The 15,792-nt window shown below is 67.4% G+C and carries 21 protein-coding genes; 10 read left to right on the top strand and 11 right to left on the bottom strand.

The genetic code is table 11. The features are described from left to right. Positions 1 to 8: 8 nt before the first annotated feature. Both O0J15_RS01720 and O0J15_RS01715 read left to right on the top strand, forming a co-directional pair. Entirely contained in the window at positions 9 to 638 is a 630-nt protein-coding gene (locus O0J15_RS01720; RefSeq protein WP_021203255.1) for a 1-acyl-sn-glycerol-3-phosphate acyltransferase, read from the top strand. Further along, on the top strand, positions 635 to 1,630 hold the full coding sequence (locus O0J15_RS01715) for a phosphatidate cytidylyltransferase (RefSeq protein ID WP_021203256.1): 996 nt from the start codon (positions 635 to 637) through the stop codon (positions 1,628 to 1,630). The genes O0J15_RS01720 and O0J15_RS01715 overlap by 4 nt, the downstream gene beginning before the upstream one ends. Positions 1,631 to 1,760: 130 nt before the next feature. On the opposite strand, the gene fis is transcribed toward O0J15_RS01715, so the two are convergent. From fis to prmA, 3 genes are all read right to left on the bottom strand, one after another. Further along, positions 1,761 to 2,036, bottom strand: coding sequence for a DNA-binding transcriptional regulator Fis (fis, locus tag O0J15_RS01710; protein WP_005419706.1), 276 nt, complete (start codon positions 2,034 to 2,036; stop codon positions 1,761 to 1,763). Between the two features lie 114 nt (positions 2,037 to 2,150). Then, a complete protein-coding gene (locus tag O0J15_RS01705) occupies positions 2,151 to 2,921 on the bottom strand; it encodes a DUF3426 domain-containing protein (protein WP_134730098.1) in 771 nt (256 codons plus the stop codon). A 42-nt stretch (positions 2,922 to 2,963) separates the two neighbouring features. After that, entirely contained in the window at positions 2,964 to 3,884 is a 921-nt protein-coding gene (gene prmA / locus O0J15_RS01700) for a 50S ribosomal protein L11 methyltransferase (RefSeq protein WP_026347109.1), read from the bottom strand. A gap of 162 nt (positions 3,885 to 4,046) precedes the next feature. On the opposite strand from prmA, the gene O0J15_RS01695 reads away from it, so the two are divergent. Together O0J15_RS01695 and O0J15_RS01690 are read left to right on the top strand one after the other, a co-directional pair. Continuing rightward, positions 4,047 to 5,012, top strand: a complete 966-nt coding sequence (locus tag O0J15_RS01695; protein WP_021203258.1) for a hypothetical protein — start codon at positions 4,047 to 4,049, stop codon at positions 5,010 to 5,012. Further along, positions 5,009 to 5,383: a hypothetical protein gene (locus O0J15_RS01690; RefSeq protein ID WP_010481078.1), complete on the top strand. Its 375-nt coding sequence runs from the start codon at positions 5,009 to 5,011 to the stop codon at positions 5,381 to 5,383. The genes O0J15_RS01695 and O0J15_RS01690 overlap by 4 nt, the downstream gene beginning before the upstream one ends. A gap of 97 nt (positions 5,384 to 5,480) precedes the next feature. Here the strand turns inward: O0J15_RS01690 and accC are convergent, their stop codons facing one another. The 4 genes from accC to O0J15_RS01670 all read right to left on the bottom strand — a co-directional run bounded on the left by accC (position 5,481) and on the right by O0J15_RS01670 (position 8,917). Next, positions 5,481 to 6,848, bottom strand: a complete 1,368-nt coding sequence (gene accC, locus O0J15_RS01685; protein ID WP_019660825.1) for an acetyl-CoA carboxylase biotin carboxylase subunit — start codon at positions 6,846 to 6,848, stop codon at positions 5,481 to 5,483. 10 nt (positions 6,849 to 6,858) lie between these two features. Beyond that, positions 6,859 to 7,338 carry an acetyl-CoA carboxylase biotin carboxyl carrier protein gene (gene accB / locus O0J15_RS01680; protein WP_019660824.1) on the bottom strand — a complete coding sequence of 160 codons (480 nt, stop codon included), beginning with the start codon at positions 7,336 to 7,338 and terminating at the stop codon, positions 6,859 to 6,861. Between the two features lie 58 nt (positions 7,339 to 7,396). Next, positions 7,397 to 7,840, bottom strand: a complete 444-nt coding sequence (gene aroQ / locus O0J15_RS01675; protein WP_134730096.1) for a type II 3-dehydroquinate dehydratase — start codon at positions 7,838 to 7,840, stop codon at positions 7,397 to 7,399. 360 nt (positions 7,841 to 8,200) lie between these two features. Next, entirely contained in the window at positions 8,201 to 8,917 is a 717-nt protein-coding gene (locus O0J15_RS01670; RefSeq protein WP_308304981.1) for a DOPA 4,5-dioxygenase family protein, read from the bottom strand. Between the two features lie 166 nt (positions 8,918 to 9,083). On the opposite strand from O0J15_RS01670, the gene O0J15_RS01665 reads away from it, so the two are divergent. After that, entirely contained in the window at positions 9,084 to 9,911 is an 828-nt protein-coding gene (locus O0J15_RS01665; protein WP_308304980.1) for an isocitrate lyase/phosphoenolpyruvate mutase family protein, read from the top strand. A gap of 57 nt (positions 9,912 to 9,968) precedes the next feature. On the opposite strand, the gene O0J15_RS01660 is transcribed toward O0J15_RS01665, so the two are convergent. Beyond that, positions 9,969 to 10,502: a hypothetical protein gene (locus tag O0J15_RS01660; protein WP_049407907.1), complete on the bottom strand. Its 534-nt coding sequence runs from the start codon at positions 10,500 to 10,502 to the stop codon at positions 9,969 to 9,971. Positions 10,503 to 10,627: 125 nt separating this feature from the next. Between O0J15_RS01660 and O0J15_RS01655 the strand changes: the two genes are divergently transcribed. After that, the gene (locus O0J15_RS01655) at positions 10,628 to 11,224 is read left to right on the top strand and encodes an NAD(P)H-dependent oxidoreductase (protein ID WP_019660820.1); all 597 of its coding nucleotides are present in this window, start codon (positions 10,628 to 10,630) and stop codon (positions 11,222 to 11,224) included. 16 nt (positions 11,225 to 11,240) lie between these two features. Further along, complete coding sequence (locus tag O0J15_RS01650) at positions 11,241 to 11,834, top strand: TetR/AcrR family transcriptional regulator (RefSeq protein WP_021203264.1); 594 nt, start codon at positions 11,241 to 11,243, stop codon at positions 11,832 to 11,834. A gap of 13 nt (positions 11,835 to 11,847) precedes the next feature. Here the strand turns inward: O0J15_RS01650 and O0J15_RS01645 are convergent, their stop codons facing one another. Further along, positions 11,848 to 12,630, bottom strand: coding sequence for a D-alanyl-D-alanine carboxypeptidase family protein (locus O0J15_RS01645; RefSeq protein ID WP_134730132.1), 783 nt, complete (start codon positions 12,628 to 12,630; stop codon positions 11,848 to 11,850). Between the two features lie 129 nt (positions 12,631 to 12,759). On the opposite strand from O0J15_RS01645, the gene O0J15_RS01640 reads away from it, so the two are divergent. Then, positions 12,760 to 13,326: a GIY-YIG nuclease family protein gene (locus O0J15_RS01640; RefSeq protein WP_021203266.1), complete on the top strand. Its 567-nt coding sequence runs from the start codon at positions 12,760 to 12,762 to the stop codon at positions 13,324 to 13,326. Between the two features lie 7 nt (positions 13,327 to 13,333). Here O0J15_RS01640 and O0J15_RS01635 read toward each other — a convergent pair whose 3' ends face one another. Further along, a complete protein-coding gene (locus O0J15_RS01635) occupies positions 13,334 to 13,477 on the bottom strand; it encodes a hypothetical protein (protein WP_167692756.1) in 144 nt (47 codons plus the stop codon). A gap of 98 nt (positions 13,478 to 13,575) precedes the next feature. On the opposite strand from O0J15_RS01635, the gene O0J15_RS01630 reads away from it, so the two are divergent. Next, positions 13,576 to 14,475 carry a LysR substrate-binding domain-containing protein gene (locus tag O0J15_RS01630; RefSeq protein WP_134730090.1) on the top strand — a complete coding sequence of 300 codons (900 nt, stop codon included), beginning with the start codon at positions 13,576 to 13,578 and terminating at the stop codon, positions 14,473 to 14,475. Positions 14,476 to 14,573: 98 nt separating this feature from the next. On the opposite strand, the gene O0J15_RS01625 is transcribed toward O0J15_RS01630, so the two are convergent. Beyond that, positions 14,574 to 15,290: a transporter substrate-binding domain-containing protein gene (locus O0J15_RS01625; protein WP_134730088.1), complete on the bottom strand. Its 717-nt coding sequence runs from the start codon at positions 15,288 to 15,290 to the stop codon at positions 14,574 to 14,576. A gap of 82 nt (positions 15,291 to 15,372) precedes the next feature. On the opposite strand from O0J15_RS01625, the gene O0J15_RS01620 reads away from it, so the two are divergent. Next, the gene (locus tag O0J15_RS01620) at positions 15,373 to 15,744 is read left to right on the top strand and encodes a VOC family protein (protein ID WP_134730086.1); all 372 of its coding nucleotides are present in this window, start codon (positions 15,373 to 15,375) and stop codon (positions 15,742 to 15,744) included. Positions 15,745 to 15,792: the final 48 nt, after the last annotated feature.

Raw genomic sequence — 15,792 nt, 5'->3', positions numbered from 1 at the left:
AGGGACCGATGCTTGCCGAACTGATTGCCCGCGCCTGCAGTGGCGCGATCCATGTGGTGACCGGCGCCCGCGCGCTGTGGATCGGCTGTGCGCCGTCCAGCGAGCGTCGCGTGTACTACGGCAACCATGCCAGCCATGGTGACTTCGTGCTGATCTGGTCGTCGATGCCACCGGCATTGCGACGGCAGGTGCGCCCGGTGGCCGCGGCCGAATACTGGCAGCGCGACGGCCTGCGTCGCTACCTGATCGACGCGGTGTTCAACGGTGTGCTGGTCGAGCGCGAGGCCGGGCATCGTCAGCAGGATCCGCTGCAGGTACTGCGCGAGGCCGTGGACGAAGACTGCTCGCTGATCCTGTTTCCGGAAGGCACGCGCAATGTGGGCGATGAGCCGCTGCTGCCGTTCAAGAGCGGCATTTACCACCTGGCACGGCAACGACCGGAACTGGAGTTCGTGCCGGTGTGGATCGACAACCTGAAGCGGGTGATGCCCAAGGGCCGGTTCCTGCCGCTGCCGCTGCTGTGCACGGCCACCTTCGGTACGCCGCTGCGGCTGCAGGCTGACGAGGACAAGGCCGCCTTCCTGGCCCGCAGCCGACAGGCGCTGCTGGACCTGGCGCCGAATGGAGGTCGTGCATGAGTTTCGTGCTGGATGTATCTGGCGATCTGGCAACGCAGAGTGTCGGCCAGCAGACCGGCCTGCTGTTTGCCGGTGTGGGGGCGGTGCTGGTGCTGGCCACGCTGGTGGCCGAGACCCTGCGCTGGCGCCAGCGCGGCCAGCCCAGTGCAGTCATCGCCAACCTGGTGTCACGCATCCGCGCCTGGTGGGTGATGGCGATCGTGGTCGGGCTGGCGCTGTTCTTCGGACGTGCCGGGGTGATCGTGCTGTTCGCGATCATCTCGCTGTTCGCGTTGCGCGAGTTCATCACGCTGGCGCCGACCCGCTCGGGCGACTACTACGCGCTGCTGGCCGCGTTCTACATCGTCCTGCCGTGGCAGTACTACCTGGTGTGGATCGACTGGTACGGCATGTACACGCTGCTGATTCCGGTCTATGCGTTTCTGTTCCTGCCGATCCTGTCGACCATCGGCGGTGATACCACGCACTACCTGGAGCGGACCGCGAAGGTGCAGTGGGGCCTGATGATCTGCGTGTTCTGCATCTCGCACGTGCCGCTGCTGCTGAACCTGCACGTGCCGGGCTACGATCCGGCGCGCAACGTATTGCTGTTCGCTTTCCTGGTGATCGTGGTGCAGTCCTCGGACGTGCTGCAGTACATCTGGGGCAAGCTGCTGGGCAAGCATCTGATTGCGCCGAAGCTGTCGCCATCGAAGACGGTGGAGGGCTTCGTCGGTGGCGTGCTGAGTGCCAGCGCGCTGGGCGCAGCGCTGTGGTGGATCACCCCGTTCACGCCGCTGCAGGCGTTCGGCCTGTCGCTGCTGATCAACCTGATGGGGTTCTGGGGCGGCCTGGTGATGTCGGCGATCAAGCGTGATCGTGGCATCAAGGACTGGGGCCACATGATCGAGGGCCATGGTGGCATGCTCGACCGGCTGGATTCGGTGTGCTTCGCCGCGCCGGTGTTCTTCCACGTGGTGCGGTATTACTGGAAGGCGGGCGGCGGCGGTTGATTCTGCCGGCTTCCATCCACGCATGGCGTGGATCTACCGGTAGTGCCGGCCGCTGGCCGGCAACTGCAACATCGTGCCATCGTGCATCATTGGGTTGCCCGCCAGCGGCTGGCGCCACCCACGCGCGCGCTTACGCGCTGATGCCGTATTCCTTCAGCTTCTTGCGCAGGGTGGCACGGTGGATGCCCAGCATCGCCGCGGCGCGGCTCTGGTTGCCTTCGCAGTGGTTGAGCACTTCCACGAACAGCGGGATCTCCATCTCGCGCAGCACGATCTCGTAGACATCGTCCGCATCGCAGCCATCAAGGTCACGCAGGTAGCGGCGCACGGACTGGGCGACGTGTTCACGCAGCGGTGGCCGGGGAGCGCCACGACTGTTGTCAGGACGAGAAAGGACAGCGTTCAAGGGGGTTCCCGATTCGGTTGGCCCGTGCGCGCGGAGCGCGCGGCCGGACGAGGTGGTGGCGGCCAGTCTAGCGCGAGCGTGCCCAGCCTGCCACGGCTGGTCGCCTGCCCCCGGTCAGAGAAAGTCGAAGGTGAATGCGACGGTGGACGCAGCGGGCTCCTGTACCCGGAACGCGACGCGCGCGCTCTGGCCCGGTTCCAGCAGGGCTGCGCCGGGGTTCTCACCCAGGTATTGCGCGGGCGTGAACACGCCGCTGCCGATCACCCGGCCATCGGCATCGGACAATGACAGCCGCAGGTCCGGCCACGCCTGTGCCCAGCGCGCATCATTGCGGATGCTGGCCTGCACCTGCAGCACGCCGGCCTGGCCTGGCAAGGGGCGGATCTCGCGGCTGGTCATGGTGAACGCAGCGGGCTCGTGCCAGGCGGGCAGGCTGCAGCGCAGCACGCCACACAGTGCACCCAGCCATACGCGGTTGCCGGCGTCGGCAGCCAGCCGCGCACGGTCGGCCAGCACACTCTGCAGGACCAGCAACAACGCCAGCCCGGCGACCAGCAGCCAGTGCCAGCGGGGGGCTGGCAGCGTGCGCTGGCGTGCGCTGCCGAGGAAGCTGGGGGCATCGCTGGTGACCGCCGTTGCCTGCACCGCGGCCAGCGCCGGTTCGATGGCTGCAGCTTCAGCAACGATGACAGCGTCATCGTCGTGTCGCATTTGTGTGGCCGGTGGTTGCGCCAGATTGCTGGGCCCGGCCTGCACCTGCTCCACAGGCGTTGTCTGCCCGGTTTGATCCTGCATGCGCGGATCGGACGCAGGCGCAACCTCACCTTCCGGGGTCTTGCGCAGGAAGGTGGCCAGGGGGCGGCGGGGTGGGTTCGGCTCGGACATGCTCAGGGCGCGGGCTCGGATCCAGCGGTCATTCAACCACGATCAGGCGCGGCGCACGCCAGTGATGCGCATCCAGTCGCCGTCCTGGGTGGCCTGCAGATCATCGAACCAGGCCGCGTAGCGCTGCAGCAGTTCGCCTTCCTGGCCATGCAGGATGCCGGACAGGGCGATGCGGCCGCCGGCGGCGACGCGTGCGGCCAGCAGTTCGGCCAGCGCATCCAGCGCCGAGGCGAGGATGTTGGCGACCACGATCGGATAGGTCGCGGCCGGTTCGTCCTGCGGCAGGTACACGTGCATGCGGGCCTGTTCGCCGTTGCGCTCGGCATTGTCGGCGGTGGCGACCAGCGCCTGCGGATCGTTGTCCACGCCGATGGCTTCAGCGGCGCCCAGCTTCAGCGCGGCCAGTGCAAGGATGCCCGAGCCGCAACCGAAGTCGAGCACGCGCTGGCCCTGCAGCAGGCCATCCACGGCCAACTGGTCCAGCCAGCGCAGGCACAGTGCGGTGGTCGGGTGGGTACCCGAACCGAACGCCAGGCCCGGGTCCAGCCGTACCACGGCGGCGTCGGCGGCCTGTGCGGCGTCGGGCAGTTCGTGATTCCACGGCACGATCCAGGTACGGCTGCCGAAATCCATCGGCTGGAACTGGTCCAGCCAGGCGCGTTCCCAGTCTTCATCCTCGACCGCGCGGAAGCTGCCGCTGCTCCAGTCCAGTTCTGGATCGAAGGATTCCAGTGCGGCCAGCAGCAACAGCGCGTTGCTGTCGGCGGGGAACAGCGCGCTCAGCACCAGGGTGTCCCACAGCGGGGTCTCGCCCACGCCTGGTTCGAGAATGGCCTGTTCGTTGCTGGTATCGGCCTCGGCATCGAGCAGGGTCACGGCCAGTGCACCCACGTCCTCCAGCGCATTTTCATAGCGGGGCTGGGTGGCTTCGGTGCAGCGCAGGGTCAGTTCCAGGAACGGCATGGTGGTGGGGGCAATCGCAGGAAAGGGGCCATGCTAGACCATCGGAGCGTCTCCGTATTGCCTGAGATGCTGTGCCTGGATGAACGAAGCCCGTTCAGACACGCCCGTCGGGCCTTGCTAAACTTCGTGCTTTCCTGTGTGCCGTATCGCCCGCCGCCGCCGATGGCCTTCGCTCCTACCCTGAAAACCTGGTTGCTCGTGCTGCCGGCCGTGGCCGTGCTGGGCGTGGCCGGTTATCGGGCCAGCGGCCATGCTCCGGCTTCTTCGGTAGCCTCGGCGGATCTGGCGGTTGGGGGGGCGGCCACTGACAGTGCGGCACCGCTGCCGGTGATGCCGGAGGCGCTCGCGCGCCGGCTGGCACCCTTCGAGCGTGGCGGTGCATTGCCGTCCGGGCTGCCCCTGGATATCCGCGCTGATCTCGAAGAGGCCACCGACCTCTACGCCTATGCGCAGCGTTTGCGTGCGCAGGCGGACGAAGGCAATCACGAGGCGCGCTGGATGCTCAGCCGTGTCTACGACTATTGCGCGCAGTATGCGGTCGATCCGGGTGGCTACCGCCTGGACAACAACGTGCTGGCCGGATTGGGCCTGACTGCCGCACCGGCGATGGTGCAGGCGCGCGAACGCGTCGCGCAGCGTTGCGGCGGGTTCGTGCCGGGCGACAAGCTGGGCACGGCCCTGGTGCTGTCCGAACGGCGCAAGGCGGCTGCACAGGGCAACCTGGCTGCCGAGGCTGCGCTGTTCGCCGAGGGCGAACCGCTGCAGGACAGCCCCGAGTACCGCCGTGACCTGGTTGAACGGGTGCGCACCTCGCGCGACCCGGAGGCCTTCATGGCCATCGCTCCGGGGATGGGCGTGCGTGCCTCGGGTGACCGCGCGCTCAGCGGGCTGGTGGCGGGCGAGCAGCTCAGTGAACTCGCATGGCGGCTCGCGGCCTGCGAACTCGGTCTACCGTGTGGGGCAGACAGTGTGCTGGTCAACAGTTTTTGTGCGAACGGAGGGATCTGTTCGCAGGATGGTACGCAGGATTTCCGGGATTTCGTGTATGACGCTGCGGTATCGCGGCAGGGCGCTGGGAAGATGAAGGAATGGATCAAGCGATTGGTTGGAAAGAGGAACGAGCAATGAACTACCGCCGATTCCTGCACGGGGCCAAGTTCTGGTTCTGGGTGGCCCTGTTCGTGGCCTACTCGGCCGGCGCCGTTGGCCTGTTGATGATCGATACCTATGAAGATCGCTACCGGCATCTGTCGAAGGTGGAACTGACTACTGTGAAGGCGCAGGAAGACGTGCGCCGTGCCGGCGCCAGCCAGGTGGCCGCGGTCTATCGGGCGCAGAGCGGCATGCCGTTTGCGTCGCTGCCGGCGGGCAGCACCTTCCAGGTGGTGTGGCCGGACGGTTCGACCGAGACCATGGTGATCGTCGACCCGACCTCGCCCAACGGCGTGCGTCCGCTGGCGAACTCGCAGATCCCGGCCGAAGCTGCCGACAAGCGCTGATGCGCCTGCTGTAGCGCCGGGCATGGGCTCGGCGCTGCAGCAAACGGAAAAGGGCGGGGATATCCCCGCCCTTTTCATGTCCAGCACGCGGCGCCGATCAGGTCAGCGCGATCGGCTTGTTCTTGCGTTCGGCCAGGCGCTTTTCCAGATAGTGGATGTTCTGGCCACCGGCCTGGAAGCCCTTGTCGCGCATGATCCGCTGCTGCAGCGCGACGTTGGTCTTGATGCCATCGACCACCATTTCGCTCAGTGCCACGCGCATGCGGGCAATGGCGGTTTCGCGGTCCGGGCCGTGCACGATCAGCTTGCCGATCATCGAGTCGTAGTTCGACGGCACGCGGTAGCCACTGTAGATGTGGGTGTCCACGCGCACGCCGGGACCGCCCGGCGGATGGAAGCCGGTGATGGTGCCCGGGCTCGGCACGAAGGTTTCTGCATCCTCGGCGTTGATACGGCATTCGATGGCATGGCCGGTCAGCACCACGTCACTCTGCTTGATCGACAGCTTCTGGCCGGCGGCGATCTTCAGCTGCTCGGCCACCAGGTCGATGCCGGTGACCATTTCGGTGACCGGATGCTCCACCTGGATGCGGGTGTTCATTTCGATGAAGTAGAAGCGGCCGTCCTCGTACAGGAACTCGAAGGTGCCGGCGCCGCGATAACCAATGCGGATGCAGGCTTCCACGCACACCTTGCCGATCTGCTCGCGCTGCTCGGCGGTGATGCCCGGTGCCGGCGCTTCTTCCACCACCTTCTGGTGACGGCGCTGCATCGAGCAGTCACGCTCGCCCAGGTGGATGGCGTTTCCCTGGCCGTCGGCCAGCACCTGGATTTCCACGTGGCGCGGATTCTCCAGGAACTTCTCCATGTAGACCTCGCCATTGCCGAACGCGGCCTTGGCCTCGCTCTTGGTGGTTTCGATCGAGGTCTTCAGCGAGGCTTCGGCGTGCACCACGCGCATGCCGCGACCACCGCCACCGCCGGCCGCCTTGATGATGACCGGGTAACCGATCTCGCGGGCGATCTTGGTGTTGGCGACGATGTCCTCACCCAGCGGGCCGCCCGAACCGGGCACGCACGGCACGCCGGCGGCCTTCATCGCGCGGATGGCCTCGACCTTGTCACCCATCATGCGGATGGTGTCGGCCTTGGGGCCGATGAAGATGAAGCCGGACTCCTCCACGCGTTCGGCGAAGTCGGCGTTCTCCGAAAGGAAGCCGTAGCCCGGGTGAATGGCCTGGGCGTCGGTGACTTCAGCGGCGGCGATCAGGGCCGGGATGTTGAGGTAGCTCTGCGGCGACGGCGCCGGACCGATGCAGACCGACTCGTCGGCCATGGCCACGTGCTTGAGGTTGCGGTCGACCGTGGAGTGCACGGCCACCGTGCGAATGCCGAGGGTGTGGCACGCGCGCAGGATGCGCAGCGCGATCTCCCCTCGGTTGGCGATGACGACTTTGTCGAGCATGGCGTGCCCCTCAGCCGATCACGAACAGCGGCTGGTCGAATTCGACCGGCTGGCCGTTCTCGCCGAGGATGGCGACGATGGTGCCGGACGTGTCGGCTTCGATCGGGTTGAACATCTTCATCGCTTCGATGATGGCCAGGGTCTCGCCTTCCTTGACCTGCTGGCCAACGGTGACGAAGGCCGGCTTGTCCGGGGCGGACGAGGCGTAGAAGGTGCCGACCATCGGCGAGCGCAGCACGTGGCCTTCCGGCAGTGCCGGGCCCGGCTTGGCGGTGCCGCCGGTGGAGGCTTCGGTCGGCGACTGCATCGGCATCGCCTGCGCCGCCGGAGCGGCCGGAGCGGCATACACCGGGGCGGCGACCGGGGCGGCGTAGCCGGCCACCGGCGCGCGCGACAGGCGCACCGACTCTTCGCCTTCCTTGATTTCGATCTCAGCCAGGTTCGACTCTTCCAGCAGGTCGATCAGCTTCTTGATTTTGCGCAGATCCATGAGGGCCTCTTTGGTTTCTTCTAGGTGAGGAGAGCGCCGTGGGCGCCCGGGTCGACAATCAGGTGGCGGATACCCGCAGCAGCGCCGCGTCCATCGCGTAGCGGTAGCTGTCGGCACCGAAGCCGCACACCACGCCCACCGCCTTGTCGCTGAAGTAGCTGTGCTGGCGGAACGGTTCGCGGGTATGCGGGTTGGACAGGTGGATTTCGATGAACGGCACCGCCACCGCCGCCAGCGCATCGCGCAAGGCCACTGAGGTGTGGGTGAACGCGGCGGGGTTGATCAGGATGAAGGCAGTGCCGTCGTTGCGTGCGGCCTGCACGCGGTCCACCAGTACATGCTCGGCGTTGGACTGCAGGCTCTCTACGGCGTGCCCGGCGGCCGAGGCCTGGGCAACCAGGGCCCGGTCGATGTCGGCCAGCGTGGTGTGGCCGTAGACCTCCGGCTCGCGGGTGCCGAGCAGGTTGAGGTTGGGGCCGTGCAGGACCAGCAGCTTCGCCATGGGATCCGGAAGACGGGAAAGGGCGGCAGTCTGGCGGAACCGGCGGATGCTGTCCAGTTCGGCGAAGTTTGCAGCGTTTCAATCGACCGTTTGAAATCTGCGGAAGCGCTTGCGGCCCTATGCGGGGCGGCGGATCAAGGCGCGCTGAATGCCTTGCGGGCGGGGGATGGATGCACGTAGGCCGACGATGGCGGCAAGGGCCACGCCGGTCGATCCGCGCCAAGCGCGGGCGACGGGGCCGGCGGTCAGTAGATCCACGCCATGCGTGGATGAAGGAAGTTCCATATGCAGCAAGCTACGTACGCACCGAAGGGCAGGCCCCGGTTGCGCAGCAAGCTACGCACCCACCGGAAAGGCGGGTCAGGTCTCCAGCGGCACCGTCGGCACCACGTTCGGGAACACCTCTTCCAGCGGTTCCGGCTGCCCGGGCTTCGGCGCCGGCCAGTTGTAGGCATTGACCGGCTGCGCGCGGTTCACCCACAACGCGTAATACAGATGATCGGCGCGGCCGTCCCCGGTGTTGGGATGGATCAGGATGGTCAGGCCCAGGCTGTTGAGCTGCAGCCAGGGCACCAGCACGGGGAGCAGGTCGTTGGTAAAGCCGAAATAGAACGAGGGCGTGACATGCGGCCCACGCGGCTCAAGGTTCCAGTTGCCCAGCTCCACCGGGAACCGCTCGGCGGCCCAGCGCCGTAGCAGCGCGGCCTTTTCGAAGCTGTCCTCATCGAAGTAGATGTGAGCGTGATAGCTCTTGATGTCGGTGTAGGCGCGTGGGGTCACGGGCAGGGTGGCCTCGCCGGGACGCACGCTGGCCGGGCGCGGGGTCGGTTCGCTGGCCGTGGCCTGGCCCCAGGGGCTGCGCCCTTCCGGTGCTGGCGGCACGATGGCCCGGAAGCCGGGGCGGCCAGGCTCGGTGGTGTTCACCGCGTCGTTGCCGCGCGGTGCTGCGGCGGCGGTCGAGGCACTGGCCAGGCCGCCAGCGGCCAGACCCGCCGAAGCGATCAGGCGTCGGCGTGCGGGCGAGAGCAGGTCGGCCCAGTGGGTGTCATCGGTGAGGGTCTGCGGGTCCGGGTGCATGAAGGGCTCCGTGGCGGCATCGTGTGGGCAGGCAAGCACGCTCGGGCACCCGCATCCACAGCGTCCAATAAGCAGGGGGCATCACCTCATGCAGGTGCGCCCCGTTGTCGTTGAGCGTGGCCGCTGGGCGGGCTAGGGTGCAGGTCTGCCGCCCCGGAGACCTTCCATGATCTCGCCCGATGCCGACACACAGCAAAAGCGCGCGTTTTTCCGCCAGCTGCACGCGCAGGGTTGCTTCGTGCTGCCCAATCCGTGGGACGTGGGCAGCGCCCGCTACCTGCAGCGGCAGGGCTTCCAGGCACTGGCCACGACCAGTGCCGGCTGCGCCTGGAGTGAAGGGCGGCCGGATGGGGCGGTTTCGCTGCAGGCCACACTGGAACATCTGCGGCTGATGGCGGCCGCGACACCGCTGCCGTTGAACGCCGATTTCGGTGATGGCTTCGGCGCCACGCCACAGGCAGTGGGCGAGGCGGTGGCGGCGGCCATCGACACCGGTATCGCGGCGCTGTCGATCGAGGACGCCAGCGGCGTGGCCGATGCGCCGCTGCGGCCGATCGGGCAGGCGGTCGAGCGACTGTGTGCAGCACGTGCGGCCATCGACCGCGCGGGGGGCGATGTGCTGCTGGTCGCGCGGGCCGAGAATTTCTTCGTTGGCGTGCCGGATCTGGAGGACACCCTGCAGCGCCTGCGCGCCTATGCCGAGGCCGGCGTCGATGTGCTGTATGCACCGGGCATCAGCACGCGCGAACAGATCAGCGCGGTGGTCGCCGCTGCGGGGGCGAAGCCGGTGAACCTGCTGGTGGGTGGACCGACACCGCTGAGCCTGCAGGACATCGCCGCACTCGGCGTGCGACGGGTCAGCCTGGGCGGTGCGCTGGCGCGAGCTGCGTGGGGTGGGTTGATGCAGGCGACCCAGCCGATCGTGCAGGACGGACGCTTCGATGGCCTGCAGCAGGCGGCTTCGGGCGCGGCGTTGAACGCGCTGTTCCGCTGACACACACCCAGGCCTGCAATGGATCCAGCCCGGGCGTGGATGGACGCGCGCCTGCGACTACAGCGCTTCCATCCCACCCCTGGGCAGCGTCACGCCCGGCTCCAGTGCCGGCAGCAGTTGCCGCAGCAGTGCCGGGTTGTCCAGCATCGCCGCGCCGTCCAGATAGCGCCATTGCGTTGTACCGACGCGTCGCACAGCAACCATGAATGACGTGCTGCGCATCGGCGCTTCGCGCACGCGCAGCAGTGACTGGCGCGGTACGAAGCAGACTTCCTCGTCACCGGCCGCATAGGTGCGGCCCGGCACGCCTGCCTCGTCGCTGATGATGGTGACGCCGGCCTTGCGCAGCGCCTTCACCGTGTCGCGGGTCGCCCGCGCATAGGCCTCGTCGCCACCGGCCAGCTGCTTCAGGCTGGGATGGGTACGCGCGATGATCAGCTCGGTATCGCCACGGGCGAAGGCGCCCATCATCGCCTGCACCTCCTTGCGCAATGCGGCCGAGTCTTCCGGACTGAGTTCACCGGCCAGCGCGGGCGTAACGTCCATTGCCATCGGCAGGGCCAGCAGAAGGGCAAGCAGATACCGGTGCATCGTCGGGCAGCTCAGCGGGAACCGCCGCACTATACGTTGGACGCGAAAACAGCGTCCCATCGGTGGCGCTGGTTTCCCCGGAATCGATACTTACCATTGGTAGGTATTGATGTCTGGAGATCCCCATGCACAGCCTCATTGTCATCGCCCACCCTGAGCCCGGTTCACTGACCCACGCGATGGCGCGTCGCATCGGTGATGCCATTGCCGCGGCCGACACCGGCAACACCGTGGCCTATGCCGACCTGATGGCCGAAGGCTTCGATCCGCGCTTCAACCCGCAGGACCAGGCGTTGTTCCGCAGCACAGGCGCGGTACCCGCCGATGTCGCTGCCGAGCACGCGAGGCTAGATGCCACCGATACGCTGGTGCTGGTGTTCCCGTTGTACTGGTGGTCGTTCCCGGCGCTGCTGAAAGGCTGGATCGACCGTGTGTTCACCAACGACTGGGCCTACGCGCAGGACGCGCAGGGCAGGCTGGTGAAGAAGCTGCAGCGCCTGAATGTGCATCTGGTGGCGCTGGGCGGCGCCGACGCAGCCATGGTCGAACGTCGTGGCTACGACGCGGCAATGAGGACGCAGATCGACATGGGCATCTTCGACTATTGCGGCGCACGCGTGCTGTCGTCCGACCTGCTGTTGGACGCCGATACCGGTGCCGCTGAAGCGCATCTGCAGACCGCGCTGGCGATCGGCCGTAAAATCGGTGTTCCGATGCGCTGATCGCCGTGCTCCGCCGATGCCCGCCAACGCCACCCCCACGCGCCGCCGAATGACCCGGGAGCAACGCACCCGCCAGTTGCTGGATGTGGCCTGGGCACTGGTTCGCGGAGAAGGTACCGGAGCGTTGACGCTGGGGCGGCTGGCTGAGGCGGCGGGCGTGACCAAGCCTGTGGCCTACGATCACTTCGTGACCCGCAATGGCTTGCTGGCGGCGCTCTACGATGACTATGACGGACGCCAGACAGTGGTCTTCCACGAGCGCATCGGCCGCGCCCGGGCTCAACTGGTCGATCGGGCGGCGGCCATCGCCTCCGGCTACATCGACTGCGTCCTCAGCCAGGGCAGCGAAGTGCAAGGCATCCTCGCCGCGCTGGTGGGGGCGCCGGAACTGTATGAGGTGCGACGGCGCTACCAGCAGGATTTCATCGACAACTGCCAGGTCTGGCTGGGCCCGTTCGCAACCGGCGGCACGGTGTCGCTGGCGGGGCGCTGGGCCATCCTCGGTGCGGCTGAAGCCCTTTCAGAGGGTGTTGTTGCCGGCGCGTTGGACAAGGCCGGTGCCGTGGCCGAGCTGCAGCGGCTGATCGTGGCGACGGTCAAGCGGCGCTGAGCCGCACGAGCGGTCAGCCGCCGGCCAGAGCGGCGAATCCCGCGGCCAGCCGGTCGCGCACCAGTGCGTGGCGCGCGTCGCGGCTTGCAGAGCCCAGCACCACGGTGATCAGCCGTACCGGCTGGTCCCGCCCGGGTACTGGCCGGCACGCGGTGGCGGCCAGGCAGAAGCCTGCGGCCTGGGTGTAGCCGGTCTTCAAGCCGTCCACGCCGTCTTCGCCGAGCAGGGCGTTCTGGTTGTTGCGGTTGAAGCTGCCATGGGCGAACGCGCGCTGCGCGGTGATCGCCAGGATCTGCGGATGATCGTTCAACAGGCGGGCGGCCAGCACCGCCATGTCGCGCGCGCTGGAGGCATGGTGCGGTGTGGTGATGCCCGACACGCTGGCAAAACAGGTGCTGCCCAGCCCGAGCTGGCGTGCGTGCCGGTTCATGCGTTCCAGGAATGCCGCCTGCGATCCGTCCAGGTGGCGCGCGATCGCCAATGCAGCGTCATTGCCGGAAACCACCATCAACCCTTCCAGCAGGCGCGCCAGGGAGATTGTCTCGCCGGGCACCAGGCCCATGCGCGTTTCATCGTCGGCGACCGCATGCACGTCGTCGGCGGCGATGGGGACTTCGTCGTCCCACGAACGCCCGCGCTCTTCCACACATTCGTAAGCCGCATAGGCGGTCATCAGCTTGGTCAGCGAAGCCGGTTGCCTGGCGATGTCCGCGTTGTACTGGTGAATCACCGCAAAGGTGGCCGCTTCCAGAGTGATGGACGAGGCCGGTAGGGGGGCAGGTGCAGCAGAGGGCATGGCGGCGGTGATGACAGCGACAGCCAGCAAGGATAGTCCGCAGCGGCATGAAGCCGCACTGCCCAAGCGCCGCAGTGCACACGGTAACGCCCGGTTGCGCCCGGGCTGTTGACGAGGCAGCCTGCGCACATGCAATCGGATATCCGCATCGACGGTCGTGTCTTTGCCTATGTCTTCCCCTGTGCGTGGGAAGACTACGCGAAGATCGGCTTTTCACGTGATCCGCTCGGACGCATCAGCGCATTGCACCGGCGCTGGTTCGAGTTCTTCGACCTCGACGCCGGTGCACTGGTGGAAGCGGAAAGCGAGCGCGATGCGCGGGATCTGGAGCTGCAGCTGCGTTCGCCGTTCAAGGCGCACCGCGCACCGGCGCCGATGACGGTCCAGGACAAGGCCGGAGGCCACACCGAGTGGGTACGTGGTGCCAACCAGGCGTTGTTGCTCGCGGTTGATGCGTTGGGCGAACAGGGCTATCGCTGTTTCCCGCTGAAGGCATGGCTGCGGGCTGCGCTGCGCGTGCGCATGGACCGGCTGCACGACTGGGCGGCGGTGCAGCTTCCGGAAGAGGAAGGCCTGCGGATGCCGGGCGGCCCCGGCGAGGGTGTGCTGCGGGACACCCTCGACGGTTGTCGGGCATTGGATATCGATCCAATGCCGTGGCTGCCTGAACACGTCCAACGCTGGTATGCAGGTTGAAGAGCGTTCAACGGGTTCGCGGCCGCTGAACCGGCCTGGCCGGTTGCAGCGCGCGCGGCGGAGCCGGTGTGGACGGGCCGGCCAGCTGGCGTGCCAGCTCGGCGCTGGCCACGTGGCCGTGCAGGAACAACAAACCGCCGAAGATGTTCATGAGCGCGCCTCCACTTGAGTGGATTGCACGATACGGGCAGCATGAAGCGTCAAGAAGCGACATTTCCGCAAGCGTGACGTGAGAGGATTTCAAGCCTGATGTCCCGTGCTCCGCTCCATGCCCTGCAGGGCTTCGTGGCTGCCGCCCGGCTGGGCAACCTGTCGCGTGCGGCAGCGTCGATGAACCTGACCGTCAGCGCGCTCAGCCATCAGATGCGGCAACTGGAAGAGCGGCTCGGGCAGCCGCTGCTGATCCGTCAGCCGCGGGGTGTCTCGCTCACCCTGGAGGGACAGCGCCTGCTCGACCAGGTGGGGCCGCACCTGGATGCGATCAACGAAGCCTTCCAGCCCTATGCGGCGCGTGCCGAGCACGTACTGACGATCAGCGCGGTGCCATCGATGGCGTCGGCGTGGCTGGTACCGCGCCTGGGTCATTTCGTGGCTGAGCACCCACAGATCGAGATCAACCTGCAGTCGAGCGAGCGCCTGGTCGATTTCGAGCGGCAGCGCCAGTTCGACGCCGCGCTGCGTCTGGGCAGCGGGCAATGGCCGGGCCTGGTGGTGGAACCGTTGTTCGATGAATGGCTGCTGCCGATGGCCAGCCCGGCGCTGATCGAACGCATGGGAGGGATCGAGCGCGTGCCGCTGAACCAGTGGCCGCTGCTGGGTGATCCGGACGGCGCCTGGGGCGCGTGGTTTGCATTGAGTGGGCAGAGTGCGCCGGCGCGGTTCGTGGCGGTGCTGGATGATTCGGAGGCGCACCATCGCGCCGCTCTGGACGGCGTGGGCGTGGCCCTCGGCCGAGTGACGCGGGCGAGGCTGCTGCTCGACTCCGGCCAGCTGGTCGCACTGTCCAGCCAGCGCCTGAAGACGGCGTGGCCGCATTGGTTGGTGTACCCGCAGCGCTCGGCCAGCCATCGCGGCTTCCTCGCCTTTCGCGACTGGTTGCACGCGCAGGCTGCTGAGCATGTGCGACACATGGCAGACGCGCATCCGTAGCGTCGCGGCATGCTCGACCATCGCATCTGCATCTGTAGAGTCGGGCCACGCTCGACTGCGCTTGCGGAGGGCGAGTCGAGCATGGCTCGACTCCAAACTCATCGCACCAGCGTGACCGCCTGCCCGCCACGCGCGAACGCTTCCTCCAGCAACGGGCCCGCCTTGATCGCTTCCACTTCCTCGAACAGCGCCCGCAGTGCATCGGCGGGGCGCGAGGCCGGCGCCGCGACCGCCTGCTGGATCACGGTGAAACGGTCGGCCAGCACGCGGTGGCCGGGATGCGCCTGCGCCCAGGCGGCCAGCGGCTGGCGCACGCCGGCAGCGGCATCCAGGCGCTGCAGATCGAACAGGGTGATGGCAGCGGCCGACGTCTCGGCTCGCTCGATCATCGCGTGGCGCAGTTCACGGCTGAGAAACAGGTCGTAGGCTGCACCGCGGCCCACCGCGATGCGCAGCCCCTCGCGGTCGAGGTCGGCCACCTGTTGCGCAGGGCTGTCCTCGCGCACCAGGTAGGTGCCTTCGATCTCCACATAGGGGGCGCTGAAGGCGATGCGGTCGGCACGCGCCGGATCGATCGCCAGGAAGGCCAGATCCCAGGCATCTTCGGCGGCCGCGGCAACCACCGAGGCTGCGGCGTCGTGGCAGGTGAAGCGGGCCTGCACGCCCATCCGTTGCGCCAACGCGGTCGCCAGTTCCAGTGATGGACCGCGCGGTGAGCGCGCATCGCCCTGTGCCAGCACAGGGTTGCCCAGGTTGATGGCCACGCGCAGGAAGCCCAGCGGTGCCAGCGCACCACGATGATCGGCCAGGGACATGCAGGACTCCGCGGGGAAAGGGCGGTTCAGCATGCCAGTACGGACCTGCAAGGCAGTGTCAGTATCCGGTTATCCTGCGGACATGAACCCCATCCTGCACGTCGAGATACCGGTCACTGACCTGGCCCGGGCCATCACGTTCTACCAGCACTGGCTGCAGGTGGCGGTGGACGAACCGATCCTGCAGCACGACTGCCGGATGGCCTACCTGCCGTTTTCCGATGAGGCCGCCGGTGCCAGCATGGCGCTGGTGCGGGGGGCCGACTATCTGCCCTCCGTCCACGGTGCGCGCATCTACATCGGCGTCGATGACCTGGACGTGAGCCTGGAGCGTGCACTGCAAGCGGGCGCTGCGCTGCGCTTCGGACCGGCCGACGCGGGCGACTGGCGCGTGGCCGAGATCTTCGACAGTGAAGGCAACCGTATCGCGCTGCAGGCGCGCGCGGTTGCGTAGAGCCGAGCCCATGCTCGGCTGCTGTTGACCCAGCAGCCCAAGCTCAGC

This window comes from Stenotrophomonas sp. Sm10, assembly GCF_030985515.1.
In the GTDB taxonomy this organism is placed as follows: domain Bacteria; phylum Pseudomonadota; class Gammaproteobacteria; order Xanthomonadales; family Xanthomonadaceae; genus Stenotrophomonas; species Stenotrophomonas hibiscicola.
This window is presented reverse-complemented; position numbering and strand designations above follow the sequence as displayed.